This is a genomic window from Pseudomonas sp. Irchel s3f7, from assembly GCF_900187615.1.
In the GTDB taxonomy this organism is placed as follows: domain Bacteria; phylum Pseudomonadota; class Gammaproteobacteria; order Pseudomonadales; family Pseudomonadaceae; genus Aquipseudomonas.
Genome location: NZ_FYDO01000008.1, coordinates 180,837 through 206,316 on the forward strand (window position 1 = coordinate 180,837; position 25,480 = coordinate 206,316).

General features: G+C 58.8%; 25 protein-coding genes and 3 pseudogenes. 15 read left to right on the forward strand and 13 right to left on the reverse strand.

The features are described 5' to 3' along the window. Nucleotides 1-27: 27 nt before the first annotated feature. Nucleotides 28-405 carry a DUF4870 domain-containing protein gene (locus CKW19_RS09435; RefSeq protein WP_095057655.1) on the reverse strand — a complete coding sequence of 126 codons (378 nt, stop codon included), beginning with the start codon at nt 403-405 and terminating at the stop codon, nt 28-30. A 28-nt stretch (nt 406-433) separates the two neighbouring features. Next, complete coding sequence (gene rph, locus CKW19_RS09440; protein WP_095057656.1) at nt 434-1,156, reverse strand: ribonuclease PH; 723 nt, start codon at nt 1,154-1,156, stop codon at nt 434-436. A 267-nt stretch (nt 1,157-1,423) separates the two neighbouring features. On the opposite strand from rph, the gene CKW19_RS09445 reads away from it, so the two are divergent. From CKW19_RS09445 to CKW19_RS09470, 6 genes are all read left to right on the forward strand, one after another. Further along, complete coding sequence (locus tag CKW19_RS09445) at nt 1,424-2,287, forward strand: YicC/YloC family endoribonuclease (RefSeq protein ID WP_095057657.1); 864 nt, start codon at nt 1,424-1,426, stop codon at nt 2,285-2,287. A gap of 12 nt (nt 2,288-2,299) precedes the next feature. Then, nucleotides 2,300-2,920: a guanylate kinase gene (gene gmk, locus CKW19_RS09450; protein ID WP_095057658.1), complete on the forward strand. Its 621-nt coding sequence runs from the start codon at nt 2,300-2,302 to the stop codon at nt 2,918-2,920. A 167-nt stretch (nt 2,921-3,087) separates the two neighbouring features. Next, nucleotides 3,088-3,351: a DNA-directed RNA polymerase subunit omega gene (gene rpoZ / locus CKW19_RS09455; protein WP_003177259.1), complete on the forward strand. Its 264-nt coding sequence runs from the start codon at nt 3,088-3,090 to the stop codon at nt 3,349-3,351. Nucleotides 3,352-3,408: 57 nt separating this feature from the next. Further along, a complete protein-coding gene (gene spoT / locus CKW19_RS09460) occupies nt 3,409-5,514 on the forward strand; it encodes a bifunctional GTP diphosphokinase/guanosine-3',5'-bis pyrophosphate 3'-pyrophosphohydrolase (RefSeq protein WP_095057659.1) in 2,106 nt (701 codons plus the stop codon). Between the two features lie 22 nt (nt 5,515-5,536). Beyond that, nucleotides 5,537-5,917, forward strand: a complete 381-nt coding sequence (locus tag CKW19_RS09465; RefSeq protein ID WP_003229509.1) for a RidA family protein — start codon at nt 5,537-5,539, stop codon at nt 5,915-5,917. Nucleotides 5,918-5,985: 68 nt separating this feature from the next. Next, nucleotides 5,986-6,726, forward strand: a complete 741-nt coding sequence (locus CKW19_RS09470) for a hypothetical protein (protein WP_095057660.1) — start codon at nt 5,986-5,988, stop codon at nt 6,724-6,726. A 131-nt stretch (nt 6,727-6,857) separates the two neighbouring features. Here the strand turns inward: CKW19_RS09470 and CKW19_RS09475 are convergent, their stop codons facing one another. After that, on the reverse strand, nt 6,858-7,715 hold the full coding sequence (locus CKW19_RS09475) for an SDR family oxidoreductase (protein WP_095057661.1): 858 nt from the start codon (nt 7,713-7,715) through the stop codon (nt 6,858-6,860). 190 nt (nt 7,716-7,905) lie between these two features. On the opposite strand from CKW19_RS09475, the gene exbB reads away from it, so the two are divergent. The 6 genes from exbB to CKW19_RS09505 all read left to right on the forward strand — a co-directional run bounded on the left by exbB (nt 7,906) and on the right by CKW19_RS09505 (nt 14,723). Beyond that, nucleotides 7,906-8,871, forward strand: a complete 966-nt coding sequence (gene exbB, locus CKW19_RS09480) for a tonB-system energizer ExbB (protein WP_095057662.1) — start codon at nt 7,906-7,908, stop codon at nt 8,869-8,871. A gap of 6 nt (nt 8,872-8,877) precedes the next feature. Further along, on the forward strand, nt 8,878-9,306 hold the full coding sequence (gene exbD / locus CKW19_RS09485; RefSeq protein WP_095057663.1) for a TonB system transport protein ExbD: 429 nt from the start codon (nt 8,878-8,880) through the stop codon (nt 9,304-9,306). Next, nucleotides 9,303-10,052, forward strand: a complete 750-nt coding sequence (locus CKW19_RS09490) for an energy transducer TonB (RefSeq protein WP_053163899.1) — start codon at nt 9,303-9,305, stop codon at nt 10,050-10,052. Before exbD ends, CKW19_RS09490 begins: the two co-directional genes overlap by 4 nt. A gap of 177 nt (nt 10,053-10,229) precedes the next feature. Next, entirely contained in the window at nt 10,230-11,159 is a 930-nt protein-coding gene (locus CKW19_RS09495) for a hydrogen peroxide-inducible genes activator (protein ID WP_095057664.1), read from the forward strand. A gap of 9 nt (nt 11,160-11,168) precedes the next feature. Then, on the forward strand, nt 11,169-13,244 hold the full coding sequence (gene recG, locus CKW19_RS09500; protein WP_095057665.1) for an ATP-dependent DNA helicase RecG: 2,076 nt from the start codon (nt 11,169-11,171) through the stop codon (nt 13,242-13,244). A gap of 78 nt (nt 13,245-13,322) precedes the next feature. Next, a complete protein-coding gene (locus tag CKW19_RS09505; protein WP_095057666.1) occupies nt 13,323-14,723 on the forward strand; it encodes an aminoacyl-tRNA deacylase and HDOD domain-containing protein in 1,401 nt (466 codons plus the stop codon). Nucleotides 14,724-14,756: 33 nt separating this feature from the next. Here CKW19_RS09505 and CKW19_RS29015 read toward each other — a convergent pair. Next, a pseudogene (locus CKW19_RS29015) lies at nt 14,757-14,939 on the reverse strand (hypothetical protein); the annotation flags it as partial. Nucleotides 14,940-15,012: 73 nt separating this feature from the next. Between CKW19_RS29015 and CKW19_RS09515 the strand changes: the two are divergent. Then, entirely contained in the window at nt 15,013-15,270 is a 258-nt protein-coding gene (locus CKW19_RS09515) for a hypothetical protein (RefSeq protein WP_095057668.1), read from the forward strand. Further along, nucleotides 15,267-16,031: a Fic family protein gene (locus CKW19_RS09520; RefSeq protein WP_095057669.1), complete on the forward strand. Its 765-nt coding sequence runs from the start codon at nt 15,267-15,269 to the stop codon at nt 16,029-16,031. Before CKW19_RS09515 ends, CKW19_RS09520 begins: the two co-directional genes overlap by 4 nt. 48 nt (nt 16,032-16,079) lie before the next feature. On the opposite strand, the gene CKW19_RS09525 is transcribed toward CKW19_RS09520, so the two are convergent. The 9 genes and pseudogenes from CKW19_RS09525 to lapG all read right to left on the reverse strand — a co-directional run bounded on the left by CKW19_RS09525 (nt 16,080) and on the right by lapG (nt 24,307). Then, nucleotides 16,080-16,463 carry a helicase gene (locus tag CKW19_RS09525; RefSeq protein WP_095057670.1) on the reverse strand — a complete coding sequence of 128 codons (384 nt, stop codon included), beginning with the start codon at nt 16,461-16,463 and terminating at the stop codon, nt 16,080-16,082. Nucleotides 16,464-16,597: 134 nt separating this feature from the next. Next, the gene (locus tag CKW19_RS09530) at nt 16,598-17,596 is read right to left on the reverse strand and encodes a serine/threonine-protein kinase (RefSeq protein ID WP_095057671.1); all 999 of its coding nucleotides are present in this window, start codon (nt 17,594-17,596) and stop codon (nt 16,598-16,600) included. Next, a pseudogene (locus CKW19_RS09535) lies at nt 17,593-18,192 on the reverse strand (PP2C family serine/threonine-protein phosphatase); the annotation flags it as partial. The pseudogene CKW19_RS09535 and the gene CKW19_RS09530, both read right to left, overlap by 4 nt. After that, nucleotides 18,192-18,416 (reverse strand): annotated as a pseudogene (locus CKW19_RS09540) (type VI secretion system contractile sheath large subunit); the annotation flags it as partial. The pseudogenes CKW19_RS09535 and CKW19_RS09540, both read right to left, overlap by 1 nt. 26 nt (nt 18,417-18,442) lie before the next feature. Continuing rightward, entirely contained in the window at nt 18,443-18,946 is a 504-nt protein-coding gene (gene tssB / locus CKW19_RS09545) for a type VI secretion system contractile sheath small subunit (protein ID WP_095057673.1), read from the reverse strand. Between the two features lie 34 nt (nt 18,947-18,980). Then, a complete protein-coding gene (gene tssA, locus CKW19_RS09550; protein WP_095057674.1) occupies nt 18,981-20,537 on the reverse strand; it encodes a type VI secretion system protein TssA in 1,557 nt (518 codons plus the stop codon). Between the two features lie 317 nt (nt 20,538-20,854). Beyond that, nucleotides 20,855-21,607 carry an alpha/beta fold hydrolase gene (locus CKW19_RS09555; protein ID WP_095057675.1) on the reverse strand — a complete coding sequence of 251 codons (753 nt, stop codon included), beginning with the start codon at nt 21,605-21,607 and terminating at the stop codon, nt 20,855-20,857. Between the two features lie 46 nt (nt 21,608-21,653). Then, entirely contained in the window at nt 21,654-23,600 is a 1,947-nt protein-coding gene (lapD, locus tag CKW19_RS09560; protein ID WP_095057676.1) for a cyclic di-GMP receptor LapD, read from the reverse strand. A gap of 14 nt (nt 23,601-23,614) precedes the next feature. After that, on the reverse strand, nt 23,615-24,307 hold the full coding sequence (lapG, locus tag CKW19_RS09565) for a cysteine protease LapG (RefSeq protein WP_095057677.1): 693 nt from the start codon (nt 24,305-24,307) through the stop codon (nt 23,615-23,617). Nucleotides 24,308-24,502: 195 nt separating this feature from the next. Here lapG and CKW19_RS09570 point away from each other — a divergent pair, with 195 nt between their 5' ends. Continuing rightward, nucleotides 24,503-25,213, forward strand: a complete 711-nt coding sequence (locus CKW19_RS09570) for a GntR family transcriptional regulator (protein WP_095057678.1) — start codon at nt 24,503-24,505, stop codon at nt 25,211-25,213. The last annotated feature ends 267 nt before the right edge of the window (nt 25,214-25,480 follow it).

Here is a 25,480-nt window from a genome sequence, read left to right on the forward strand (position 1 = left end):
CGTTACCGATCTTGAAGTCGGTGGGGTTTATGGAGCGCTTACGATCAACCGCCAGGTGAACGGATACCGATAGGGGAACCCTTCGTTGGCCTTCACCCCGGCAATAATCGTCAGCACCAAAGCACCGATCGCCACCAGACCCAGCAGGAAGAACCCGACAATTACCACCATCAGCAGGAAGCAAATGGTGGAAGCAATGGCAACGGTGATCTGAAAGTTCAGCGCCTCCTTGCCTTGCGCATCAATGAACGGATCCATCTCGCGCTTCATCTGCCAGAGAATCAGCGGGCCGATCAGCGTTCCGAACGGAATCCAGATCCCCAGCAAGGCGGACAAGTGACAAAACATGGCCCACTGGCGAACCTCACGGCTCGGCGTGGGGAGTGGCAGTTGCTCATCACTCATAACGTCCTCCTTGCATGGAACAATCCGTTCAGTCAGCCAGCGCAGCCGTTTGCAGATCGAAAATTTCGCTCATGCCTTTCTTCGCCAGTTCCAGCATGGCGTTCAGCTCTTCCGGCTGGAACGGAGCGCCTTCGGCGGTGCCCTGGACTTCGATGAAGCCACCGGTGCTGGTCATCACGACGTTCAGGTCGGTTTCGGCAGCCGAATCTTCCAGGTAGTCGAGGTCGAGCACTGGCTCACCCTGATACATACCGACCGACACGGCACCGATCATTTGCTTGAGCGGGTCGCCGCCTTTCAGGCCGCCGCGCTTCTTGATCACTTTCAAGGCGTCGACCAGTGCAACCATGGCGCCGGTGATGGACGCAGTACGCGTGCCGCCGTCGGCCTGGATCACATCGCAATCGACGTACAGGGTCACGTCGCCCAGTTTGGACATGTCCAACGCAGCGCGCAGGGAACGGCCGATCAAGCGCTGGATTTCCAGAGTGCGGCCGCCTTGCTTGCCGCGGCTCGCCTCACGCTGGTTACGCTCGCCGGTGGCGCGCGGCAGCATGCCGTACTCGGCGGTCAACCAGCCTTGGCCCTGACCTTTGAGGAAACGCGGCACGCCGTTTTCGACGCTGACGGTGCAGATGACTTTGGTGTCACCGAACTCGACCAGCACAGAACCCTCGGCGTGTTTGGTGTAGTTGCGGGTAATGCGGATCGAGCGGAGCTGATCGGCAGCGCGACCACTTGGACGTTTCATAAGGGATACCTGTACGGGGACGGAAAACTGCGGAGCATTATAGAGCCGCCAGCCACGCCTGGGCACTTCTAAAAAAATCCTCTGACGAGCGAAGGCGCTGAACAGCCCACACCCGACGACCTGCAGCCGTTTGTCACACCGTGTGTTTGGGCGCATCGGCGCCACTGCGCTACAATCCTGCGCCTTTGCTGCCAGTCGGCTTTAATTCATTGATAGCGGATTGCCGGAACGCCAGTTCTGCGCCGATCTGCATTGCGAGGTACCTCCATGGTGCACAGCATGACCGCCTTCGCCCGCGTCGAGAAAGCCGGCGTTCAGGGCACCCTGAGCTGGGAGCTGCGCTCGGTCAACAGCCGCTACCTGGAACCGCACTTGCGCCTGCCGGAGTCCTTTCGCGACCTCGAAGGCGCCGTGCGTGAAGCCCTGCGCCAAGGCGTATCGCGGGGCAAGCTCGAATGCACCCTGCGCTTCACTGAAGAAAACACCGGCAAAGCGCTGCAAGTGGATCAGATGCGCGCCGCGCAACTGGTCGCGGCCGCCGAAACCATTGCCGGCCTGATCAAGAACCCGGCAGCGCTGAACCCGCTCGAAGTGCTGGCCTGGCCCGGCGTGCTGGTGGGTGACGCAACCGACCCGCAAGCCTTGAATGCCGAGGCTTTGGCGCTGTTCAATCAGGGTTTGAAAGAGCTCAAGGCCGGCCGCGAGCGCGAAGGCTCGGAGCTGGCCCGACTGATCAACGAACGCCTGACTTCCATTGAAGAAGACGTGGTGACCCTGCGCGAACTCGTTCCGCAAATGCTCGCCACCCAGCGCCAGAAAGTGCTCGATCGTTTCGCCGACATGAAGGCCGAAATGGACCCGCAGCGCCTGGAGCAGGAAATGGTCATGCTCGCGCAAAAAAGCGACGTCGCCGAAGAGCTGGATCGCCTGAGCACTCACATCATCGAAGTTCGCCGGGTGCTCAAGTCCGGTGGCGCGGCCGGGCGGCGCCTGGACTTCCTGATGCAGGAGCTCAACCGCGAAGCCAACACACTGGGCTCCAAAGCCTTCGACCCGCGCAGCACCCAGGCTGCGGTCAACCTCAAGGTGTTGATCGAGCAGATGCGCGAACAAGTACAGAATATTGAGTAAGGCAACCCCGACATGACCCACAGCACCGGCACCCTGTACATCATTTCCGCCCCCTCGGGTGCGGGCAAGAGCAGCCTGGTCAAGGCCCTGACCGACGCCAATCCGGAGATCCGCGTCTCGGTCTCCCACACCACCCGCGCCATGCGCCCGGGCGAAGTGGACGGCGTGAACTACAACTTCGTCGCACGCGAACAGTTCGTGAAAATGATCGAGCACGGGGACTTCCTCGAGCGCGCCGAAGTGTTCGGCAACCTCTACGGCACCTCGCAAAGCCACTTGCAGCAGACCCTGGATCAAGGCCACGACCTGATTCTGGAAATCGACTGGCAAGGTGCGGAGCAGGTGCGCAAGTTGATGCCTCAGGCTCGCTCGATCTTCATTCTGCCGCCGTCACTTGAAGCCTTGCACCAGCGCCTGACCAACCGCGGCCAGGACAGTGACGAGATCATTGACGGCCGGATGCGCGAAGCCGTCAGCGAAATGAGCCACTACGTCGACTACGACTACCTGATCATCAACGACGATTTCGCCCATGCGCTGCACGATTTGAAGGCGATTTTCCGCGCCAATCAGCTGATTCAGAAACGCCAGCAGCAACGTTTCGGCAAATTGCTGGCTGAATTGCTCGGCTAAACAGCTCTTCCCAAAACCGCTGCAGGGGCTTTACATTGGCACTTGTAGCGCGTTGGAGGGCTTGGTCAAAAAATCAGCGCTTCCCTAAACGCTGGTGATTTTTTAAACTGTCGAGTCCGCTCGCCCAACCGGGCAGCGCGCATATTGCATTCGCTCCGAGGAATACCATGGCCCGCGTAACCGTTGAAGACTGCCTAGAACACGTGGAAAACCGCTTTGAGCTGGTCATGCTCTCTACCAAGCGTGCCCGTCAACTGGCCACCGGCGGCAAAGAGCCACTGGTCCAGTGGGAAAACGACAAGCCTACCGTTGTAGCCCTGCGTGAAATCGCGGAAGGCCTGATGAGCTACGAGTTCATCGCCAACGCAGAAATCGTCGAAGACGAACCGCTGTTCGCAGCGTTCGAGGACGAGTCCAACGAGGCCGTCTAAGCCTATGCCTGGTCGACGTAGCACGGCGCGGGATTACAGCTTGCGGCAGGAGACATCATGCCGAGCATAGACGCCCTCGCCGATCGCTTATCGACCTACCTCGGCAACGACCAGGTCAATCTGGTCCGCCGAGCGTATTTCTACGCCGAACAAGCCCACGATGGCCAACGCCGCCGTAGCGGTGAGGCGTACGTCACGCACCCTCTTGCGGTGGCGAATATTCTTGCCGACATGCACATGGACCATCAGAGCCTGATGGCTGCGATGCTGCATGACGTGATCGAAGACACCGGTATTGCCAAGGAAGCGCTGCAAGCGCAGTTCGGCGAAACCGTGGCCGAACTGGTCGACGGGGTCAGCAAACTGACCCAGATGAACTTCGAGACCAAGGCCGAGGCGCAAGCCGAAAACTTCCAGAAAATGGCCATGGCCATGGCGCGCGACATTCGCGTGATCCTGGTCAAACTGGCCGACCGCCTGCACAACATGCGCACGCTGGAAGTGCTGTCCGGCGAAAAACGCCGGCGCATCGCCAAGGAAACCCTGGAAATCTATGCGCCCATCGCCAACCGGCTGGGCATGCACGCCATTCGCATAGAATTCGAAGATCTCGGCTTCAAGGCGATGCACCCGATGCGTTCCGCGCGGATCTACCAGGCGGTCAAACGCGCCCGGGGCAACCGCAAGGAAATCGTCAACAAGATCGAAGAATCCCTCAGTCACTGCCTGGCCATCGATGGCATTCAGGGCGAGGTCAGCGGTCGCCAGAAACACCTCTACGGCATCTACAAGAAAATGCGCGGCAAGCGTCGGGCCTTCAACGAGATCATGGACGTCTACGCGTTCCGGATCATCGTCGACAAGGTCGACACCTGCTACCGCGTGTTAGGCGCTGTACATAATTTGTACAAGCCGTTGCCGGGGCGCTTCAAGGATTACATCGCGATCCCCAAGGCCAACGGCTACCAATCGCTGCACACCACGCTGTTCGGCATGCACGGTGTTCCGATCGAGATCCAGATCCGCACCCGCGAAATGGAAGAGATGGCCAACAACGGCATCGCCGCTCATTGGCTGTACAAATCCAGCGGTGACGAACAGCCGAAAGGCACTCACGCCCGCGCCCGCCAGTGGGTCAAAGGCGTGCTGGAAATGCAGCAACGCGCCGGCAATTCGCTGGAATTCATCGAAAGCGTGAAGATCGACCTGTTCCCGGACGAGGTCTATGTGTTCACGCCCAAGGGCCGGATCATGGAGCTGCCAAAAGGCTCCACCGCGGTCGACTTCGCCTACGCGGTGCACACCGACGTGGGCAACAGCTGCATCGCCTGCCGGATCAACCGTCGCCTCGCGCCGCTGTCCGAACCGCTGCAAAGCGGCTCCACGGTCGAGATCGTCAGCGCCCCGGGCGCCCGGCCTAACCCGGCCTGGCTCAACTTCGTGGTCACCGGCAAGGCGCGCACGCACATCCGCCATGCGCTGAAACTGCAACGCCGCTCCGAGTCCATCAGCCTGGGCGAACGCCTGCTGAACAAGGTCCTCAACGGCTTCGACAGCTCGCTGGAAAAAATCCCGGCCGAGCGCATCAAGGCGATGCTCGCCGAGTACCGTCTGGAGTTGATCGAAGATTTGCTCGAAGACATCGGCCTGGGCAATCGCATGGCCTATGTAGTCGCCCGCCGCCTGCTGGGCGAAGGCGAACAGCTGCCAAGTCCGGAAGGCCCGCTGGCGATCCGTGGCACCGAAGGCCTGGTGCTCAGCTACGCCAAGTGCTGCACGCCGATCCCGGGCGACCCGATTGTCGGTCACCTGTCTGCGGGTAAAGGCATGGTGGTGCACCTGGACAACTGCCGTAACATCACCGAAATCCGCCACAACCCGGAAAAATGCATCCAGCTCTCGTGGGCCAAGGATGTCACCGGCGAATTCAACGTCGAACTGCGCGTCGAACTGGAACACCAGCGCGGCCTGATCGCCCTGCTGGCCAGCAGCGTCAACGCCGCCGATGGCAATATCGAGAAAATCAGCATGGACGAACGCGATGGTCGCATCAGCGTGGTCCAACTGGTGGTCAGCGTTCACGACCGTGTGCACCTGGCCCGCGTGATCAAGAAACTGCGCGCCCTGACCGGGGTGATCCGCATCACCCGCATGCGCGCTTGACCCACCCCTTAAGGAGCTATTCATGACCAAGACTGTTATCACCAGCGACAAAGCCCCGGCCGCCATCGGCACTTATTCCCAGGCGATCAAGGCTGGCAACACCGTTTACATGTCGGGTCAAATTCCTCTGGACCCAAAAACCATGGAACTGGTTGAAGGCTTCGAAGCCCAGACCGTCCAGGTGTTCGAGAACCTCAAAGCCGTGGCTGAAGCTGCCGGCGGTTCGTTCAAGGACATCGTCAAACTGAACATCTTCCTCACCGACCTGAGCCACTTCGCCAAGGTCAACGAGATCATGGGCAAATACTTCGACCAGCCATACCCAGCCCGCGCCGCCATCGGCGTTGCAGCCCTGCCAAAGGGTTCGCAGGTTGAAATGGATGCCATCCTGGTCATCGAGTAATGCGTACGGCGCAGCCCAGGGCTGCGCCGACTGCTCTGCTGTAAAGAAAGTCTGAAAGGATTCCACCCATGCGCAAAGCGCTTGCTCTCTCGCTGCTCGCCCTGTTTTTGGGCGGATGTGCCAGCGACCCTGCCGACCGTGATATCAGCGGTACCTGGATCAACCAGGTAGCGATCGACGCTGCATCCAAAGGCGTTCCCCTGCGTGAAGCGCTCCAGGCCTATGGCCCGAACCTGGAATGGGACATCAACACCAAGGCCGGCCAGGCCCGTTACACCAATGGTTTTGAAAAAGTCGAAGGCCAGTTGCTGGGTGAACAGTCCGGTGTCTGGAAAGTCGACTTTTATGGCAGCTCGGCCAGCGAACTGAAGCGTGACGGCAAACAACTGAGTCAGTCCGCCAGCGACAACGAGCCCGAACAAGTCTTCGACCGCGCACAGACCCCGGTTCCGGATGGCGCACCGATGGGTGCCACCTTCGAACGTGCGCTGTATTCAGCCTACATGGGCGGCAGCTGGACCATTGTCAGTGGCCCCGGTGAAGGCGGCACGGTGCAATTCCAGGCCGACGGCCAGGTGACCGGCCTGCCGGGCAGTGATCGCTATGCGCTGTGCCTGGCTGGCGACTGCGCATCCATGAGCGGCGGCAACGACAACATGTGGCTGCAACTCAACGGCCAGGGCAATGCCTGGATCTTTGCGCGCAAGGGTAAAGCGCTGGAGATTTTCCAGACGGTGAACACCGCCCAGGCGGACGAAATGCCTTCGTTCACGACGGGTGATCGCAAGTGGTTGCTGGAAAAGCAGTGATCCGAGCTTGAATTGAGCCCACTGTAGGAGCCGGCTTGCTGGCGAAAGGGTCGTAACATTCAACATCAATGTTGGTTGTACGCCGCTTTCGCCAGCAAGCCGGCTCCTACAATGTGCGGGTTGTCAGGAAATCAGCAACGCCCCTCAAGAATCGCCGCATACCCCTCGCGAAAACTCGGATACGTCGGCGTCCAGCCCAACGCTTTTGCCCGCGCATTGGTGCATCGCTTGCTTCCCGTACGACGCACGCTGGCGTCATCGGCCCATTCCGTCACACCCAGATACTCACGCAACCAGCCCACCACATCCGCCAGTGCGGCTGGCGTGTCGTCGACACCAATATAGAAATCGTCCAGCGCCACGCCACGACGATCCGCCTCCAGCAGGCACGCCATCAATCCTGCGGCGTCGTCGGCGTGGATACGGTTGGCATACAACGGCGGATCGGTTACCACGCGATACCCCCGTCGCACCTGTGTCAGCAGCCATTCGCGGCCCGGACCATAAATACCGGTCAAACGTACGATGCTGGACGGGATACCGCTTTTAAGGGCGACCTGCTCGGCTTCGAGCATCACACGCCCTGAATAACTGCTGGCCACAGCCGGTGAAGTCTCGTCGACCCACTCGCCCTCCTGCTGACCATAGACACTGCTGCTGGACACGAACAGCAGGCGATTGGGCACCTGCCCGTAGTCGTTCAACCACTCCAGCACATGCTCCAGGCCCTGGACATAGGCCGCACGATAACCGGCTTCATCGTGATCGGTGGCGGCCGCGCAGTACACCAGGTAGTCGACCGCGCCGATTGGCCAGGTGTCCGGGCAATCCTTGTTGAACAAGTCACCGGCAACGCCGATGACCCCCTCGGGCAAGCGTGAAACGTCGCGCCGCAGGCCATGAACTTCCCACCCTGCACTCAGCAGTTGGGTGGCCAGACGACTGCCGACATCACCGCAACCGGCGATCAAAACAGAAGGCGCGGACATCAGAAAACTCCCCTAGGAAACGGACAGACTAGCGCCGGCAATAGACGAGCGGCTAGCAATGCAGGAAAAAAAGATACTCTATTACTTTTGTTAACAAGAATTACTTGCAATAATAAGCCCCACTTTTGTTCTCGGGCTTTCGAGGTCTGGAAGAACATCATCCGTTTTTTTCTCTCAGGTCCGGCCCAGCATGACACGCAATCATTTCTCCGCTTCGCCAACCAATCGACCTCGCGCCTGGAGCGCGGTGGCCGCCCTGTTGCTCAGCCTGATGCTGGCGCCAGTCGCCGCTTTCGCTGATGCTCAGGCGCCCGCCACGCCGGCAGCCGCCTCGGCCCCAATTGCGGCCGATCACGCCTCCCCCGCCGCGACCGATCCAGCACAAGCCGTACCGGCAGACGCCCTGGGTGAAGACGTGCCGGAAGTCCTCGAAGCCGACAACACCCTGGGCATGGCTCATGACCTGTCGCCTTGGGGCATGTACCAGAACGCCGACATCATCGTGAAAATCGTGATGATCGGCCTGGCCATCGCTTCGATCATCACCTGGACCATCTGGATCGCCAAGGGCCTTGAGCTGATGGGCGCCAAGCGTCGCCTGCGCACCGAAATTGTCCACCTGAAAAAAGCCGCCACCCTGAAAGAAGCCAGCGCTACCGCGGCCAAGGAAGGCACACTTGCCAACCTGTTGGTGCATGACGCCCTGGAAGAAATGCGCCTGTCCGCCAGCAGCCGTGAGAAAGAAGGCATCAAGGAACGCGTCAGCTTCCGCCTTGAGCGCCTGGTTGCAGCCTGCGGTCGCAACATGAGCAGCGGCACCGGCGTACTCGCCACCATCGGTTCCACCGCGCCGTTTGTCGGCCTGTTCGGTACCGTGTGGGGCATCATGAACAGCTTCATCGGCATCGCCAAAACCCAGACCACCAACCTCGCCGTCGTGGCCCCCGGCATCGCCGAAGCCCTGCTGGCCACAGCGTTGGGTCTGGTTGCAGCGATTCCCGCCGTAGTGATCTACAACGTTTTCGCCCGCTCCATCGCCGGTTACAAAGCCCAGGTGTCCGACGCGTCGGCGCAGGTCCTGCTGCTGGTCAGCCGTGACCTCGACCACCAGCCTGAGCGCAGCAGCTCGCAACCGCACATGGTGAAAGTGGGGTAATCGGCCATGGGCCTGCATTTGAAGGAAGGGGCAGACGACGATCTGTCCGAAAACCACGAAATCAACGTTACGCCGTTTATCGACGTAATGCTGGTGCTGTTGATCATCTTCATGGTGGCGGCCCCGCTGGCCACCGTGGACATCAAGGTCGACCTGCCTGCGTCCACCGCCAAACCGGCGCCACGACCAGAAAAACCGGTGTTCCTCAGCGTCAAGGCTGACCAGCGCCTGTTCCTCGGCGAAGAAGAAGTGAAGGCCGAAACACTCGGCGCCATCCTCGACGCCAGGACTCAAGGCAAGAAAGACACAACGATCTTCTTCCAGGCCGACAAAGGCGTGGATTACGGTGACCTGATGAGCGTGATGGATAACCTGCGCTCCGCCGGTTACCTGAAAGTGGGTCTGGTCGGACTCGAGACGGCAGCCAAGAAATGATCACGACGCGCCATAAACTGACGCGTTACAGCGGTAGCCTGGCCGTGGTGCTGGGCGTTCACGCGCTGGCCATCGCGCTGGCACTGAACTGGTCCGCCCGCCCGCCCATCGAATTGCCTCCCCAGGCAATGATGGTCGAACTGGCCCCCGTTCCTGCCCCGCCACCGCCAGCACCGCCGAAAGTCGTCACACCTCCGCAGCCACCGGCTCCGGTTGAAGAACTGCCGATACCGAAGCTCGCCGAAGCGCCGAAAGCTGAAATTGCCGTGCCCAAGCCCGTCAAACCCAAGCCGAAGCCACAGCCGCCCAAGCCGGTAGAAAAGAAGCCTGAGCCGCCGAAGGAAAAACCGGCCGAAGAGAAACCGGCCGAAACACAGCAGACTCAGGCGCCGACGGAAAAATCCGCTCAGCCTGCTCCAGGCCCTTCGCCCGCTCAACTGGCGGCCAAGGCCAGCTGGCAAGGCACGCTGCTGGCACACTTGCAGAAGTACAAAAAGTACCCTGCCAGTGCACAGGCACGGGGCAAGGAAGGCATGAACCGTCTGCGCTTCGTGGTCGACGGTGAAGGCAATGTGTTGTCGTTCGAGCTGGTTGGCGCCTCCGGCACCGCGGATCTGGACCGGGCCACCCTGGAAATGATCCGTCGCGCCCAACCGCTGCCCAAGCCGCCGGCCGACATGTTGACCAACGGCTCCATCGAAATCGTTGCACCGTTTGTTTATTCGCTGGAAAAACGCCGGCGGTAAACACCGCTGAACCGCTGTAGGAGCTTGCTCGCGAATGAAGGCGAACTATTACGCTTGAAGCCTGACACCCCACGGTGATCTCAGGTTTTTCGCGAGCAAGCTTGCTCCTACGTCTGATAACGTGCGTCTATCGATTGCAGCCGTTATGCTTGGCCCGCAACTTCATGGACGCTTGCTATGACCCTCACAGAATTACGCTACATCGTTACTCTCGCCCAAGAGCAGCATTTCGGCCACGCGGCCGAGCGTTGCCACGTCAGCCAGCCAACCCTGTCGGTGGGCGTGAAAAAGCTTGAAGACGAACTCGGTGTGCTGATTTTCGAGCGCAGCAAAAGCGCCGTGCGCCTGACCCCGGTCGGTGAAGGCATCGTGGCCCAGGCGCAAAAAGTGCTGGAGCAGGCCCAAGGCATCCGCGAACTGGCTCAGGCCGGCAAGAACCAGCTGACCGCCCCGCTGAAAGTCGGCGCAATCTATACCGTCGGCCCGTACCTGTTCCCGCATCTGATTCCACAACTGCACCGGGTCGCCCCGCAGATGCCGTTGTACATCGAAGAAAACTTTACCCACGTGTTGCGCGACAAACTGCGCAACGGCGAACTCGACGCGATCATCATCGCCTTGCCGTTCAATGAAGCCGACGTGTTGACCTTGCAGCTCTACGACGAACCGTTCTACGTGCTGATGCCAGCCCAACACCCGTGGACACAAAAGGAATCCATCGACGCCAGCCTGCTCAACGACAAGAGCCTGCTTTTGCTCGGCGAAGGTCACTGTTTCCGCGATCAGGTGCTCGAAGCCTGCCCGACCCTGGCCAAGGGCCACGACGGCGCCAAACACACCACCGTGGAATCCAGCTCCCTGGAAACCATTCGCCACATGGTCGCGTCCGGTCTCGGCATCTCGATCCTGCCGTTGTCGGCAGTCGACAGCCATCACTACGCCCCCGGCGTGATCGAAGTGCGCCCACTCTCGGCACCGGTGCCGTTCCGCACCGTAGCGATTGCCTGGCGTGCGAGCTTCCCGCGTCCGAAGGCGATTGAAATCCTTGCTGACTCCATTCGCCTGTGTTCGGTGGCCAAGCCAGCGGCACAGGTCGCTGCGGGCTAAGCAGCGGTCATGAGCGAGTTGTCGCAAGTGTCGGTGACGGCACTCAAGGGTGTCGGCGATGCCATGGCCGAGAAACTGGCCAAGGTCGGCCTGGAGAACCTCCAGGACGTACTGTTTCATCTGCCGCTGCGTTATCAGGATCGCACTCGCGTGGTGCCGATCGGCCATTTGCGGCCGGGGCAGGACGCCGTGATCGAAGGCACCGTCAGCGGTGCCGATGTCGTCATGGGCCGTCGTCGCAGCCTCGTGGTTCGGCTGCAGGATGGCACCGGTGGGCTCAGCCTGCGCTTCTACCATTTCAGCAACGCGCAGAAAGAAGGCCTGAAACGCGGCACGCGGGTTCGCTGCTACGGCGAGGCCCGGCCCGGCGCTTCGGGGCTGGAGATCTACCACCCGGAATACCGCGCCATCACCGGCGACGAACCGCCGCCCGTGGATGAAACACTGACCCCGGTCTACCCGCTGACCGAGGGCCTGACCCAACAACGCCTGCGCCAGCTGTGCATGCAGACCCTCACCCTGCTCGGCCCAAGCAGCCTGCCCGACTGGCTGCCCAAGGAGCTGGCCCGGGACTATCAATTGGCGCCACTGGCCGACGCGATCCGCTACCTGCACAACCCGCCCGCCGATGCCGACGTCGATGAACTGGCCCTCGGGCATCACTGGGCGCAACACCGCCTGGCGTTCGAGGAACTGCTGACCCATCAACTGTCGCAGCAGCGCCTGCGCGAAAGCATGCGTTCCCTGCGCGCGCCCGCCATGCCGAAAGCCACGCGGCTACCGGCCAAATACCTGGCCAACCTCGGTTTCAGTCCGACCGGCGCCCAGCATCGGGTCGGCAACGAAATCGCCTACGACCTGAGCCAGCACGAGCCCATGCTGCGGTTGATTCAAGGTGACGTAGGCGCGGGTAAAACCGTGGTCGCCGCCCTCGCCGCGCTTCAGGCTTTGGAGGCCGGCTATCAAGTCGCATTGATGGCGCCCACCGAGATCCTCGCCGAGCAGCACTTCATCACCTTCAAGCGTTGGCTCGAACCGCTGGGTATCGAAGTCGCATGGCTGGCCGGCAAGCTCAAGGGCAAGAACCGCGTCGCCGCGCTGGAGCAAATCGCCAGCGGCACGCCGATGGTGGTCGGCACCCACGCACTGTTCCAGGACGAAGTGCAGTTCAAGAACCTGGCACTGGTGATCATCGACGAGCAGCATCGTTTCGGCGTGCAACAGCGCTTGGCACTGCGGCAAAAAGGCGTCGGCGGACGTATGTGTCCGCACCAGTTGATCATGACCGCCACCCCGATCCCGCGTACGCTGGCGATGAGCGCCTACGCCGATCTCGACACCTCGATCCTCGACGAATTGCCGCCCGGCCGGACCCCCGTCAACACCGTGCTGATCACCGACACCCGGCGTGTCGAAGTCATCGAGCGGGTGCGCAGCGCGTGTGCCGAAGGGCGTCAGGCCTATTGGGTGTGCACGCTGATTGAAGAGTCCGAAGAGCTGACCTGCCAGGCAGCGGAAACCACTTACGAAGACCTGACTGCCGCCCTCGGCGAGCTGAAAGTCGGGCTGATCCACGGCCGCATGAAGCCTGTGGAAAAAGCCGCCGTGATGGCCGAATTCAAGGCCGGCAACCTGCAACTGCTGGTGGCAACCACCGTGATCGAAGTCGGCGTGGACGTGCCCAACGCCAGCCTGATGATCATCGAAAACCCCGAGCGCCTGGGTCTGGCGCAGCTGCACCAGTTGCGCGGCCGTGTCGGTCGGGGCAGTGCAGCCAGCCATTGCGTGCTGCTCTACCATCCGCCGCTGTCGCAGATCGGCCGTCAGCGCTTGGGCATCATGCGCGAAACCAACGACGGTTTTGTCATCGCCGAAAAAGACCTCGAACTGCGCGGCCCCGGTGAAATGCTCGGCACACGGCAAACCGGTCTGCTGCAATTCAAAGTCGCCGACCTGATGCGTGACGCCGACTTGCTGCCCGCCGTGCGCGACGCTGCCCAAGCCTTGCTGGAGCGCTGGCCGGACCACGTCAGCCCGCTACTTGACCGCTGGTTGCGCCATGGGCAGCAATACGGTCAAGTGTGAGCACCGCCTCAGTTTCTGAAGCATGGCGCTAATCAAGCTGGTTATACTCCCGCAATTGTTTTAGTCCGGATACAGACCATGACCGAAGTTGCCCTCGCACCTGCTTCCCCGCACGCTCCGTCGGTCATTCGGCTGATGCTGGGCAAGCTGGGCATTGCCCACGAAGAAGTCCTCGACCATCACGGCCTCAACGCCGCGCGCAAGGTCCAGGCTGTTCTGCTCGATGATAGCGTTGGTGCGCTGATGGTGTTGTTCCCGCAGAGCCAATTGCTGGACCTCAATCGCCTGACCGAACTCACCGGTCGCCGCCTCACGGCGGTGCCGAACGAGCGCCTGGTCAAAATGCTGGGCAAGCACAACCTCAGCCTGCTGCCGGGCCTGCCGGCGCTGACCAGCGCACCCTGCCTGTACGACGAAAGCCTGCTGCGCGAACCGAAATTGCTGGTCAACTCGGGCGAGCCGGGCGTGCTGCTGGAAATCGCCAGCGAAGATTTCAAGACCATGCTGACCAAGGCCAGCGCCGCCAACTTCGGCGAAAACCTGACCAGCATTCGGCCGAACCTCGACCGTCCCGATGACGACCGCCAGGAAATCACCCAAGCCGTTCAAGCGTTCACTGCACGACGCATCCAGCAGCGCCTGGAAGCGACCATCGAAATCCCGCCGCTGGCCGAAACCGCGCAAAAAATCATCAAGCTGCGTGTCGACCCCAACGCCACCATCGACGACATCACCGGCGTGGTCGAAACCGACCCGGCGCTGGCGGCACAAGTGGTGAGCTGGGCGGCGTCGCCGTACTACGCCTCACCGGGCAAGATTCGTTCGGTGGAAGACGCCATCGTGCGTGTGCTGGGTTTCGATCTGGTGATCAACCTCGCGCTGGGCCTGGCCCTGGGCAAAACCCTGAGCCTGCCCAAGGACCACCCGCAACACTCCACGCCGTACTGGCAGCAATCGATCTACACCGCCGCCGTCATCGAAGGCCTGACCCGCGCCATGCCGCGCGCCCAGCGTCCGGAAGCCGGCCTGACCTACCTGGCCGGTCTGCTGCACAACTTCGGCTACTTGCTGCTGGCCCACGTGTTCCCGCCGCACTTCTCGCTGATCTGCCGCCACCTGGAGGTCAACCCGCACCTGTGCCACAGCTACATCGAGCAACACCTGCTGGGCATCAGCCGTGAACAGATCGGCTCGTGGCTGATGCGCTTCTGGGACATGCCCGAAGAACTGGCCACCGCCCTGCGCTTCCAGCACGACCCGGCCTACGACGGCGACTTCGCCGAATACCCGAACCTGGTGTGCCTGTCCGTGCGCCTGCTGCGCAGCCGTGGCATCGGCTCCGGCCCGGACGAAGACATCCCGGACGCCCTGCTCGAACGCCTCGGCCTGACCCGCGCCAAAGCCGAAGACGTGGTCAGCAAAGTGCTCGAAGCCGAAGTGCTGCTGCGCGAACTCGCTTCGCAGTTCTCACAGGCCTAAAAGCAATCGCGAGCGAGCTTACGCCTACAGGATTCAAATGATCCCTGTGGGTACGGGCTTGCCCGCGATGAAACCAATGCGGTTTAACTGAAAGACCTCAAGCCTTGGGCTTGGCCTGCTCGACTTCGAATACTGGGTCAGCCGCTGGAACCCGATCACCCGCGCCGGGTTGCCCTTGATCTGAATCGACTTGCCCTGAATCCCAATCATGAGCGCGTTGGCCGACGAGCCAGCGACGACAGAAAGCATGCGCGCTGCTATGATTTGAGCGCAAACAGAGGGCTTTCCGATGACCCAAACAGCGGCTGTCAGTGTTGCAAGTCAAGTCCGCAAGCTTGCCAAGGACCACAAGATCACTGCCGAACCCGACGGCATGAGTCGTATGGCCGTGACCATTACTTGCCTGGCCGGTGATATCGTCGTGCTGGATGGCGTTGAACAGCTGCTCGTCAATCTCAAGAAAAAAGGCGCACTGAGCAAGTCAGAAGCCTTGGCGCTCCAAGGGCGTTATCTTCAGGAGAGGCGCTCGAAGAAACGCAGCGCATGACGTTTGATCCTTTCGGCGATTTCGAAACGGCCGGCTACCTTCAAAATTCGCTACAGCTCAAAGATCCCACTGACGTCAAAGAGTCAGAGCATTTTGCATTCGAACTGAGCATCGAAGACGCTTTGGCCTACTTGGCCAAAAAGAACCCCATCGATTACAAGTCAGTGCTCCACGTTCATGAAATCCTCTTCTCCGGCTTTTATCCCTGGGCAGGAAAAGACCGGAACGAACTGGTCCCTCATCTGGCAGTCTTCAAAGGCTTGCACGGCGATCCGCGTGCCACTGTCTTTGAGCACCCGAACGCCATCAAGATGTCCGTCGACTATGCGCTAGCGCTGGCGGCAAACCATCAGCGTTTCAGAGATCGCCCTGGCGAAGTGATGGGCCAGTTAGCGTTCGCACACCCGTTCCTCGACGGCAATGGGCGCACGATCCTCTTGGTCTTCATGGAACTCTGCTATCGGGCCCGGTTCGCGATCGACTGGTCAAAATCAACCAAAGACGACTACCTGCGCGCACTCAGTGACGAGATTCGAGAACCTCGCGAGAGGCATCTCGATCATTACCTGAAACCGTTCGTAGTCGATATCGCCAGTCGGGACGAGTGGCCAGCGACCATCAGCAGCATCAGAGGCCTGGATGGCCTGGACAAGGAAGGCATCACCTACGAAAGCCTGGATAACCCGGAAGTCCAGCAGATCTACAAGACATACCGGGCTCAAACTATCGCTAACCGCGAGCCTCCGGAATCGGACAACTGAAGCCGCGCCCCCTCCGGCGACGAGAATCCCGAGGGCTAGTTAAAAACCTCAAGCCTTAGGCTTGGCCTTCTTCGGTTTCAAATACTTGGTCAGCCCCTGGAACCAGATCACCAGCGCCGGGTTGCCCTTGATCTGAATCGACTTGTCCTGAATCCCCGTCATGAACGCCAACTGCTTATTCTTCGCCTGCATCGTGGCGAAGCCATACGCGGCATCTTTAAAGGCAATCGCGAACGCAGGCTCGGCATGTACACCGGACTGACTGGTGATGCGTTGATCTTTCACCCGAAATTGTCGCGCCACTTTCCCGTCCTGGGTCTGCAGTTGAAACACCAGATCCTTGTCACCCAACTGCTGCTGAAACGCCGGATTGGACCGGCTGGCCTTACCCATCAACAAACCCAGCATCCACAGCAGAAAACGAAATTTCATGCGCACAGCCTCAAGAGAAAAATGAACGGCCGGGGCAGTGTAGCGACTTCGCCTGATAACGCCACTATCACGTTACGTTAGAAGACGATGAAGTTGTTTTCTTGCATGATGACTACCAAGTCACGAACATCGCGCTAGCGAAATGCTAGTCTGTGCAGCCAGGACGGTTTGACGCGCATTGCTTCAACCAGCTCACTGGCGCTGATCACGCGCTGAGTCGCGTGTAACGCCAGCGCTGTGCGCAAGGCAGGCCAACAATACGACGGTAGATGCCTGGGCGCCTGAAGGTGGCGATCCAAACGTTGCTCGCGAGCAAGGGTCGAGGACAAGCGATGAAATGGATGCCTTCCACACGCCAGCTCATAGACCATACAGGCAACACCGTAGATGTCCGCACTGGCCGATAACGACTCACCATCCAACAGTTCGGGGGCGGCATACCCCGGCGTCCAGGCGTTGAAGCGCTCGCGACTCAAATGGGGTAATCCGGATAACGTCCCGTCTTGCGCTTGACCGAGGCCGAAGTCAAAGAGGCGTATACGTTCATCGCTGAGCATCACGTTGCCGGGTTTTATGTCGCCGTGAAGTACACCGGCAGCGTGAGCACTGGCTAGAGCATCGAGCAGCGACAACACCACGCAGCGCAACTCTTTCCACGGCATTCCGAGTGGCCGCTCGCAGAGCAGTTTGTCCAAAGTCAGACCACGCATGAGTTCCATGGTAAAAAAGGCGCGCTTACAGTCCGTGTCCACTCCAAAGCTGTGCACGCGCACAATGTTTTCATGGTGCAGTCGCCGCGTCAGTGCAAATTCGCTGAACAGCAAGGCGCTGGCGTCCGGTGATTCGGCAAACTCATCGCTGAGAACTTTCAAGGCGATGTATGGATCAGGATCATTGAATTGCTCGCCCAACAAATCCCTTGCCCGATAAACCCTGCCCATTCCGCCCGCCCCCAGCGAACGCTCGATTCGATAACGACCTGCGAGCACCTCCGGCATTTCCCCTACCTGAGACTTTGTTGGCGATAACGAAGGTTCGCTCCTGCTTGAGCTGGAGAAGGCAAAGTAAGTCAGGCTACTTGTTTGTGATTTGCAGTGCGAAGCATCATCGAATGGCAACTTGAGTTGGTTCACTGACGGATCACCACGGCAGTCAGGTTGTCTCGAGCAGCACCACGCAATGCATCTTTGAACAACCGCTCCATCACCACCTGTGGCGTACTCAGGCTCATGGCACTACTAAGTGTTTCAATGCTCAATTCTTGGTACAACCCGTCGCTGCACAGCAAAAACATATCGCCCGGGTGCACCTTCAGCTCGAGCACATCCAGCCTCAGATGTTCCATTGCCCCAACTGCACGGGTCAGAGCCTGGGCAGATGGATGTACACGAGCCTGAGCGATACTCATCCGTTGTTCATCGATCAATTGCTGCTGCAACGAATGGTCCCTGGACAGCTGGTACAGCCGCTGCCCGCGCCACAGATAGCAACGACTATCGCCCGCCCAGATGCAGGCTGCGCGATGGCCTTCCACCAGCAATGCCACCACGGTACTCCCCATAATGCTGTCCCTGCTCGCGGCAGTGACCGTCAACTCCTGCCCCAAACGACGGTTGAGCCAGTGCAGACACTGACGTATACCTTTGAGGCGTTCATCGAAATCATTGGGAAATGGCAATTCGGCGAGGCTGGTGACGATCAACTGGCTGGCGATATCACCTCCCGTATGAGCTTCGCATCGATCTCGGCAATCATGCGGTCAACCATGGCTTTTTTGACTTGTTCGCCTCTGTTCTGCGGCTTGAGCAATTCTTCGATAAATGCCGATACACCACGCTTGGCGATATCGTAGGCCTCATCATTCGGAGTCAGGCGGGTTTCGGCGATGATACTGTCAAGAATGCTGTATTCACCGATCTCGCTGCTCTGCTGATGCGCTGTGTTAGTGCTCATAATTGGCTTCCTTGGCTGATGGAGACTCAAGCATTCGGGACTGTGGTGCTCAGGCCCAGCTCAACGAGTACACGATCACGGGACTCGTCAGTGGTAAGCACGTCTTCAATGGCTTTGCGGAATGCGGGGGCATTGCCTAACGGACCTTTGAGAGCCACTAGTGCATCGCGTAACTCCATCAGTTTTCTCAGCTCTGGTACTTGCTGAACCACGCTTGCCGGGTTGAAGTCCTTCATCGAATTGATCTGCAGTTTCATTGCGAGTTCGTCGATATCGCTCCCCTCCTGGAGGCGATTCGGTACGCTCAACGTCAGTCTCAACTCCTGCTTGGAGAGCACTTCGTCAAAGGTCATTTTGTCGACGCTGATCGGTTTGCGCTCTTCGACCTTGCGTTCATCCACACGCTGGGTGTAATCGCCGATGGTCAGTAGCTTCAGTGGCAGTTCAATCTCTTCCTGGGCACCGCCTGTGGTGGGCCTGAAGGTGACATTGATGCGTTCCTTGGGGGCGACAGAGCCTTCTTTGGCCATGACTTTTCTCCTTGCTGTTATGGGGACCAGGGGCCTATTCGAGTACTACTTCGAGGTCGAGATTGCACAGCCTGCGATGCGCCTCTTCCTTGCATTCACGTACTGCATGGTTCTGCGGTAACAATTCACAACAGCCATGCAGCAAATGCAGCACATCCAGTGCGAGGGCGGGTTCCCAGGCGTGTAGGCCTGAGCCTTGTAGTGCCTGGTCGAGCGATTCAAGTTGGGTTTTTGCGAGTTCGTATTTTTTGGCCATGAAGCAAAGCCGCGCCATGGCGAACTGCCAGAAGAACCGCGCCCGTCCGCCATGGGCGGTCTGCAATCCTTGTTTGAAGCATTGCACCGCAACCTTGAGGCCGTCTTTGCGCAAGATTGGCATGACCTCTTCCAAGGCCCGCTCCCAGTCCGGCAGAGTGTCGTTGACGATGACCTTGTGCGGTGACTGGGTGCGTTGCAGATGTGGCATGACACTGGCGCTGACCCAGGCACGGGTGGCCGGATCGGCGAAGGGAGCGCCGTCGTGAAACCGTAATTCGATGATGCCGGGCAATCGCTGAATCAAAAGTGCGAAGTGAATTTCCACCTCGCGCATTGCCCCTTCGGCATTTAATTCTTGCAAGCATTCCCAGGCCATCCGCTGGCCATCGAACCAGAAGGGTGCCTTCGCCAGACTCGCTTCCAGGTCCACCAACAGATCGGCGTACTTGGCCTGCCCGAAACGCTCCTGATATTCCTTGAGCTTGTCTGCCGGTAACCCGCGTAGAACGGTTATTTGCTCTGCATTGCGCTCAGGCACTGTATCGATCGGCAACCACAGCATTGTTCGATTGAGGCGCAGAGCGCGTAGGTCGGTGGCTTTCTGTTTGAGCCACCATGCACACAACGGACGGGCATTTTCCTGTTGCGCTCGCAGGGCCTTGTGAGCCTCTTTCTCGTTATCGATAATTGCCCCTGGCATAAACAACTGCGCCGCAGCCTGCTTGACTTGGGCCACCGCGACTTCCATCACGCCAGGCTCCGAGGAGTTGTCAGCAGCGCGTTGGACCATTGTCTTGAGGCGGCGAGAAGCCGGCAGCAGCAACGGTGCATCGTCGCCCAGATGCTTGGTGCAGGCCGCATCAAGGCCTTCCAGATGTTCTACCAAACGCCGGAACAGTGGCAGTTGCTCTTTTACTGCCACGTTTTCGTTCAACACCTGTTCAAGACGCGGGAGCAACCAACTGATCGCCGCGGAACGGGTTCGGGATTTTTCGGGGAGAACATCCACCCAATGATGCTCGCAAAGGTAGTGCAGCAAACCGAGACCAGCCGACAGCCCCTGGAACGATTCACGCTGGTATAACGCCCAGGTCAACCAGACGCCAACCCGCAAATCCTTCGACTGAGTGCGCAACAACTTTTCGCTGTTTTCGCATACTTTCAACCAGTCAACCTGACCGGTCTCGTGCATGGAGCTTGCCTTAGCCAACTCACATTCCAATGCCTCAAACTCGTTTGAAAAACGAACGTCCTCACCCGCAAAATGCTCATCGGAAACAGGATTTTTTGCGAGCGCAAGGTAATGAGCGGAAAGTTTGCCTGAGTAGGACATCCATGGCCTTTATAGAAGTACGGTCATATATCAGTTGGATTTCAACTGCGCTTGTTCCCGGTGGCCGAAGCCGCGACAAAGCATGACAAAAACAGAACACGAAAAATGTAGGACGCTTCTGAAAGTTCGCCAACATGGAGAAATTAATTAATATGCCACTGCATTAGTGGCACTGTAGAAACAATTAAAAACAAGCCCAAGTAGAGTTATTGCAACACATTATTTCCAGTATTACATCACAACTTAAAGTTTGAGCGAGACACCAAAAAACAAGTCAGCCCAAGAAGTCTCTAGGCTACTGTCGATTCAAAGAAGCTTTAGCTTTTTTCGATGATGGCGGATATAGCGGATGAAAATTGGTGGGCATCCTCAAGCATCATCAGGTGTCCACAGTTTTTCATTTCTCGATATGACGCGGCCTTCTCTTTGACCCAGGCCGGAATGTGCCATCCCTTGGCTGATCGCTCGCCTGCAATAAGATGGAGCGGAATGTTATCAACCCAGCTTTCGATTCCTTTCAGGTAGGCAGGGTTGCCCGTGATATCAACGACTGAAGCTGCCATTTGCTGAAGTGTGCTTGCCGGCTGAAACGAAAGACAGGTTGCAGCCGCCAACAAGGTTGCCTCGGTGGGTTTTACTCCAGCGCCATGTAGCCATTTCTCGGGTTCTGAACGGTCTTCCACCAGTTTGGCTTGGACTTCTTCAAGAGGCATCTTTGCCAGCTTTTGTGACCAAAAAGCGTCATCTAATGTGAAGTTGCCTTCAACACTTATCACGGCTTCCACGCGATCTGGGTATGTCGCGGCAAAAAGTGCAGCAATTGCACCACCGACCGAATGCCCTACGAGGTACCAACGGTCATGTGTTGCAGAGACTGCATCGATTTCCTTGTGCAGATACTCGACTTGGGCATCCAGGCTAATCATTGCAGGATCGACTTCGGCCAAGGAGCCGTAGCCGAGCATGTCTGGAGCGAGCATTTGCGTAGACTGCGCTCCATCCATCAAAAAGGTTTTATTGAGTGGGCCGATCAGTCCGTGAATAAAAACTATGCGGGTTGAATAAAGCATCCATTTCTCCAGTTGGGCTGTATGACCGACCACCAGATGTAACGACTTACTGCCAGGGCTTGGGCTCACCAAACAACTGCCCCTGAACCCCATACAACCCCATCTCGCGAATCACCGACAACTCGCCTTCCGTCTCGACCCGTTCGGCAATCAGCGGCAAATCAATGCTGTGTGCGGCCCGCTGAATCGCCTCGATGAACAGACGCTTGTCACTCTCTAGGTCAATCGCCCGTATGTAGCTGCCGTCGATCTTCAAGTAGGCCAGCCCCAACCGCGCCAGGTTGCCGATCATGCTGAAACGCCCACCAAAACGTTGCAGGCTCAATGAGAAACCGAGTTCGCGCAGACGGCGGGTCAGTTGTTCCAGTACCGCTTGCTCGGGCAATTGCTCTTCGCCGATTTCCAGGGTCAAGCGTGGACCGAGGTTGGAATGCGTGCGCAGAAGCTCGAAGACTTTGTTCTGCGCCTGAGGGTCGGTGAGAGTCGCCGAAGAGAGGTTCAATGCCAGCGACTGGTCATGTTCGCTCATTTGCTCAAGCACCCGCTCGAGCATCAACTGATCCAGTCGGGCCGTCCAACCAAAGCGCTCCAGCCATGGCAGGAAACGCCCGGCGGGGATGGTCTGACCGTGTTCGTCGAGCAGTCGCGACAACACTTTGTAATGCAGCACCAGCTGCGTGTCCTGGGCCGCCACGACCGGTTGGAAATACAACTCGAAACGCCGCTGAGTCAGCGCCTGATCGAGCATGCTGTGCCAGGCATGGTGATCGTCGCCGACGCTGGCCGATAGATTGTGTTCCAGGCATGCCCAGTTCTGCTCACCCTGGCTTTCAGCCTGAGCCAGCGCCTGATCGCCGAGGCTGAGCACGGCTTGCGGTGAGTCGCCGTGAGCAAATGGTGCCAGGCCAATTGAGGCAACGGACGCCACATCCGTGGCTCCGGTGGCGTGAAGACTGGCCAAGGCAGTGTCGAGATTTTGTGCAAGATGCAGTGCTTCTTCGCGTACCAGGCCCGGCGCCAGTACGGCAAATTCGCCGCCGCGGATACGGGTCACAAGGTTCTGGGTTTCCGGGTATTTGGCGCACTCGCGAGAGAGTTGCTCACCGACCGCTTTGAGCACCTCATCGGTGCGCTGACCACCGAGACGCTGGTTGAGGCCCGCCAGGTCCTTGACCCGCAACAGCAGCAGATAACCGGAGCTGGCCTGTTCCGGATTGCTCACCCGCGCATTCAGTTGGATCTCGAAATAACGCCGATTGGCCAACCCGGTCAACGTATCCTGATAGGACTCGGCCCGCAGTTTTTCACTGCGCTCGGCCTGCTCCTGGAACAGCGCTTTGAGCTTCTCGACCATTTGGTTCATGGCCTGCACCACCCGCCGCAATTCGGGGGTGCGCGGCAGCTCCGGCAGGCTGAGAAACTCCCGCCGCGCAATGGCGTGGGATTGCTGGACCATGTAATCGAGCGGCCTCAATTGCTGGCGCAGCAATAGCGCGCCGAGCCCGGCACTGACCGCACCGCACAGCAGCAACCATCCAAGGCTACCCAATGCGCTTTGCCACAATTTGGCAACTGCGAACATCGGGTGGCTGACCACCTCGACCCGCGCCGCCTGCTCCCAGCCACGACTGACGATCGCATCGCCACCGGCCGGCTCCAGGCCGATCAGTTTGACGAACCACTCCGGTACGTTAGTGACTGCCGGGATACCCGTGCGCTCGACCAAAGGCTGATCGGTCTTGACGTCGATCACACGAATACTCGCGTAGTAACCGCTGTCGAAAATCGAACTGACCAGCAACTCGACCATCGCCGGATCGTCGATGTTCGGCGTCAGTGACAGCGCCAGGGCTGTCGCTGCATCCTGGGCGTGGGAGCGCAACTGATTGACGTACTGAGTGCGCGAGCTCTCCAGACTGACCATGAAGCTGCCGGTGAAGGCAACGACCAGGAACAGACAGATAGCTATCAACAGCTGTTTGAACAATGACATCTGAACGCATGCTCCTAGTGAGTCGTCTCGACCGGGAAACCTTCGGCCTGCATTTTTTTCAACACATCCTGCCAACGCGACAGGCGTTTGGTATCACCGACCTTCTTGTTTCCCTTGGTGCCCGGTAGCCACAATCCTTCAGCATTGAAAGAGTAGACTGGCAGCAAATCCGTTCGTTGGCTGGCCGGTTTGATGGCGTCGATCAAGATGTCCAGCACCAGCGGCACGGCCTCCGGGGTTGAATAGTAGGTCAGCACCATGTGCGCACGGTTTTGGGTCAGTGCCTTGACGTATGTAATGCGCAATTTTTCACTGGGTACGCCGAGATGGCGCAGGCTGAAGTACTTGGCTATAGCGTAGTCTTCACAATCGCCGGCGCCCTTCCACAGTGCTTCGATCGGCGTTTCCCAGTAGTCGACCTCGTGCCACAGGTCGATGTCTTCGACGTACCGCACCTGTTTGTTGAAGAAGCGGTTAACGACATTGAGTTGTTCCAGCTCACCGATCTGCTTCTGGCTGGCCAACAAATACTGCCAATCGTTGATGCGCTGCTGACCTTCGCCCAGAGGTCCGTACAATGCCTGCGCTCGCCGGCTGATCACGGAAAAATCCCAGTCGGCGCTCAGGTTGCCCAGCATCGCAGCAGCCAGCAGCAGTGCGCTGCACAACCAGCTTAAAATCCGGGGGATCGGTAAACGTACCGCCAATGCGAGACATCCAGGGTGGGCAGGAGGGAGTCTCTTGAATGGTGAAGGTTAGACCCGAAAAAAACAATGGCACGATGAGATCATCGGCGCCGCGCTAAACTGTAATCAAGGCAATGGACGCCTGTTTGACAAGCCACCAAGCAGTCACTAGTGTCCTTTGGATCCAAAACAATTTGTTAATCAGGGTGCGTTGTTGTGACAAAGAAGCCCAATCCTCTCAGCAGTATCAAGGTCAACGGGCCGATTCCTTCACATCTGGCACGCTCGGTGATCGAACAAACCCTGCGCTCGGCGATACTCGACGGGCGCATTCCCTGTGGTACTGCCCTGCGACAGCAGGATCTTGCCGATCTGTTCGGTGTCAGCCGCATGCCCGTTCGCGAAGCCTTGCGTCAGCTAGAAGCACAAGCCCTGCTCAGCGTGATCGCTCATAAAGGCGCTATCGTCGCACCGTTGGTCCAGGGTGATGCCGTGGAGACCTACGCGCTGCGAATCCTGCTGGAATCGCAAGCCTTGCGCCTCTCCATTCCGCTGCTTGAGGACGAGGACGTTGAACAGGCTCGACGATACATAGACGCACTGGAGGTCGAGCACGACTACACGGAGATCGGCCGGCTCAATCGACTCTTCCATATGAAGCTTTACTGCCGGGCTCCCAATCGCCGCCTGTTGAAACTGGTCGAAGACGGGTTGAATGAAGAGGAGCGTTTCCTGCGTTTCAATCTTGAAGCCATGGGGTTGGGCAAACTATCCCAGGATGATCACCGGGCACTATTGCAGGCTGCCGAAGACAGGGATTTCGAACGCTCGGTGAAGTTACTTGAGCATCACCTCAATCGTGCGGTTGAAGTCATCACACGCTATCTCAACAGCTCAGAAGATCAGGCAAAAAACGCTTCGAGTTAAACTTCAGAGCTCTCCATTGTTATGTCCTGCCAGTAAATTGATTCCCCCCGCTCTCACGTTTGCGCATGAATACGAACTGGAGTGACAGTGAGCACTGCGCCGCCTTCGTTTCTGAGGCTACGACAATAAGCTCCATTGTTTGTCTAGTCCTGAAATAGGTTTACACCTGTTTCAGTCTCAAAACGCCCGATGCACTGCATCGGGCGTTTTGTATTTCAAGGCCAGATGTGGCCGCTCCGCGTTGTAGATCAGCACCGATTCATCAAC

Coding starts and splice junctions, on each gene's coding strand:
- CKW19_RS09435 (WP_095057655.1), bottom strand. CDS start 405: ATGAGTGATGAGCAACTGCCACTCCCCACGCCGAGCCGTGAGGTTCGC.
- rph (WP_095057656.1), bottom strand. CDS start 1,156: ATGAAACGTCCAAGTGGTCGCGCTGCCGATCAGCTCCGCTCGATCCGC.
- CKW19_RS09445 (WP_095057657.1), top strand. CDS start 1,424: ATGGTGCACAGCATGACCGCCTTCGCCCGCGTCGAGAAAGCCGGCGTT.
- gmk (WP_095057658.1), top strand. CDS start 2,300: ATGACCCACAGCACCGGCACCCTGTACATCATTTCCGCCCCCTCGGGT.
- rpoZ (WP_003177259.1), top strand. CDS start 3,088: ATGGCCCGCGTAACCGTTGAAGACTGCCTAGAACACGTGGAAAACCGC.
- spoT (WP_095057659.1), top strand. CDS start 3,409: ATGCCGAGCATAGACGCCCTCGCCGATCGCTTATCGACCTACCTCGGC.
- CKW19_RS09465 (WP_003229509.1), top strand. CDS start 5,537: ATGACCAAGACTGTTATCACCAGCGACAAAGCCCCGGCCGCCATCGGC.
- CKW19_RS09470 (WP_095057660.1), top strand. CDS start 5,986: ATGCGCAAAGCGCTTGCTCTCTCGCTGCTCGCCCTGTTTTTGGGCGGA.
- CKW19_RS09475 (WP_095057661.1), bottom strand. CDS start 7,715: ATGTCCGCGCCTTCTGTTTTGATCGCCGGTTGCGGTGATGTCGGCAGT.
- exbB (WP_095057662.1), top strand. CDS start 7,906: ATGACACGCAATCATTTCTCCGCTTCGCCAACCAATCGACCTCGCGCC.
- exbD (WP_095057663.1), top strand. CDS start 8,878: ATGGGCCTGCATTTGAAGGAAGGGGCAGACGACGATCTGTCCGAAAAC.
- CKW19_RS09490 (WP_053163899.1), top strand. CDS start 9,303: ATGATCACGACGCGCCATAAACTGACGCGTTACAGCGGTAGCCTGGCC.
- CKW19_RS09495 (WP_095057664.1), top strand. CDS start 10,230: ATGACCCTCACAGAATTACGCTACATCGTTACTCTCGCCCAAGAGCAG.
- recG (WP_095057665.1), top strand. CDS start 11,169: ATGAGCGAGTTGTCGCAAGTGTCGGTGACGGCACTCAAGGGTGTCGGC.
- CKW19_RS09505 (WP_095057666.1), top strand. CDS start 13,323: ATGACCGAAGTTGCCCTCGCACCTGCTTCCCCGCACGCTCCGTCGGTC.
- CKW19_RS09515 (WP_095057668.1), top strand. CDS start 15,013: ATGACCCAAACAGCGGCTGTCAGTGTTGCAAGTCAAGTCCGCAAGCTT.
- CKW19_RS09520 (WP_095057669.1), top strand. CDS start 15,267: ATGACGTTTGATCCTTTCGGCGATTTCGAAACGGCCGGCTACCTTCAA.
- CKW19_RS09525 (WP_095057670.1), bottom strand. CDS start 16,463: ATGAAATTTCGTTTTCTGCTGTGGATGCTGGGTTTGTTGATGGGTAAG.
- tssB (WP_095057673.1), bottom strand. CDS start 18,946: ATGGCCAAAGAAGGCTCTGTCGCCCCCAAGGAACGCATCAATGTCACC.
- tssA (WP_095057674.1), bottom strand. CDS start 20,537: ATGTCCTACTCAGGCAAACTTTCCGCTCATTACCTTGCGCTCGCAAAA.
- CKW19_RS09555 (WP_095057675.1), bottom strand. CDS start 21,607: ATGCTTTATTCAACCCGCATAGTTTTTATTCACGGACTGATCGGCCCA.
- lapD (WP_095057676.1), bottom strand. CDS start 23,600: ATGTCATTGTTCAAACAGCTGTTGATAGCTATCTGTCTGTTCCTGGTC.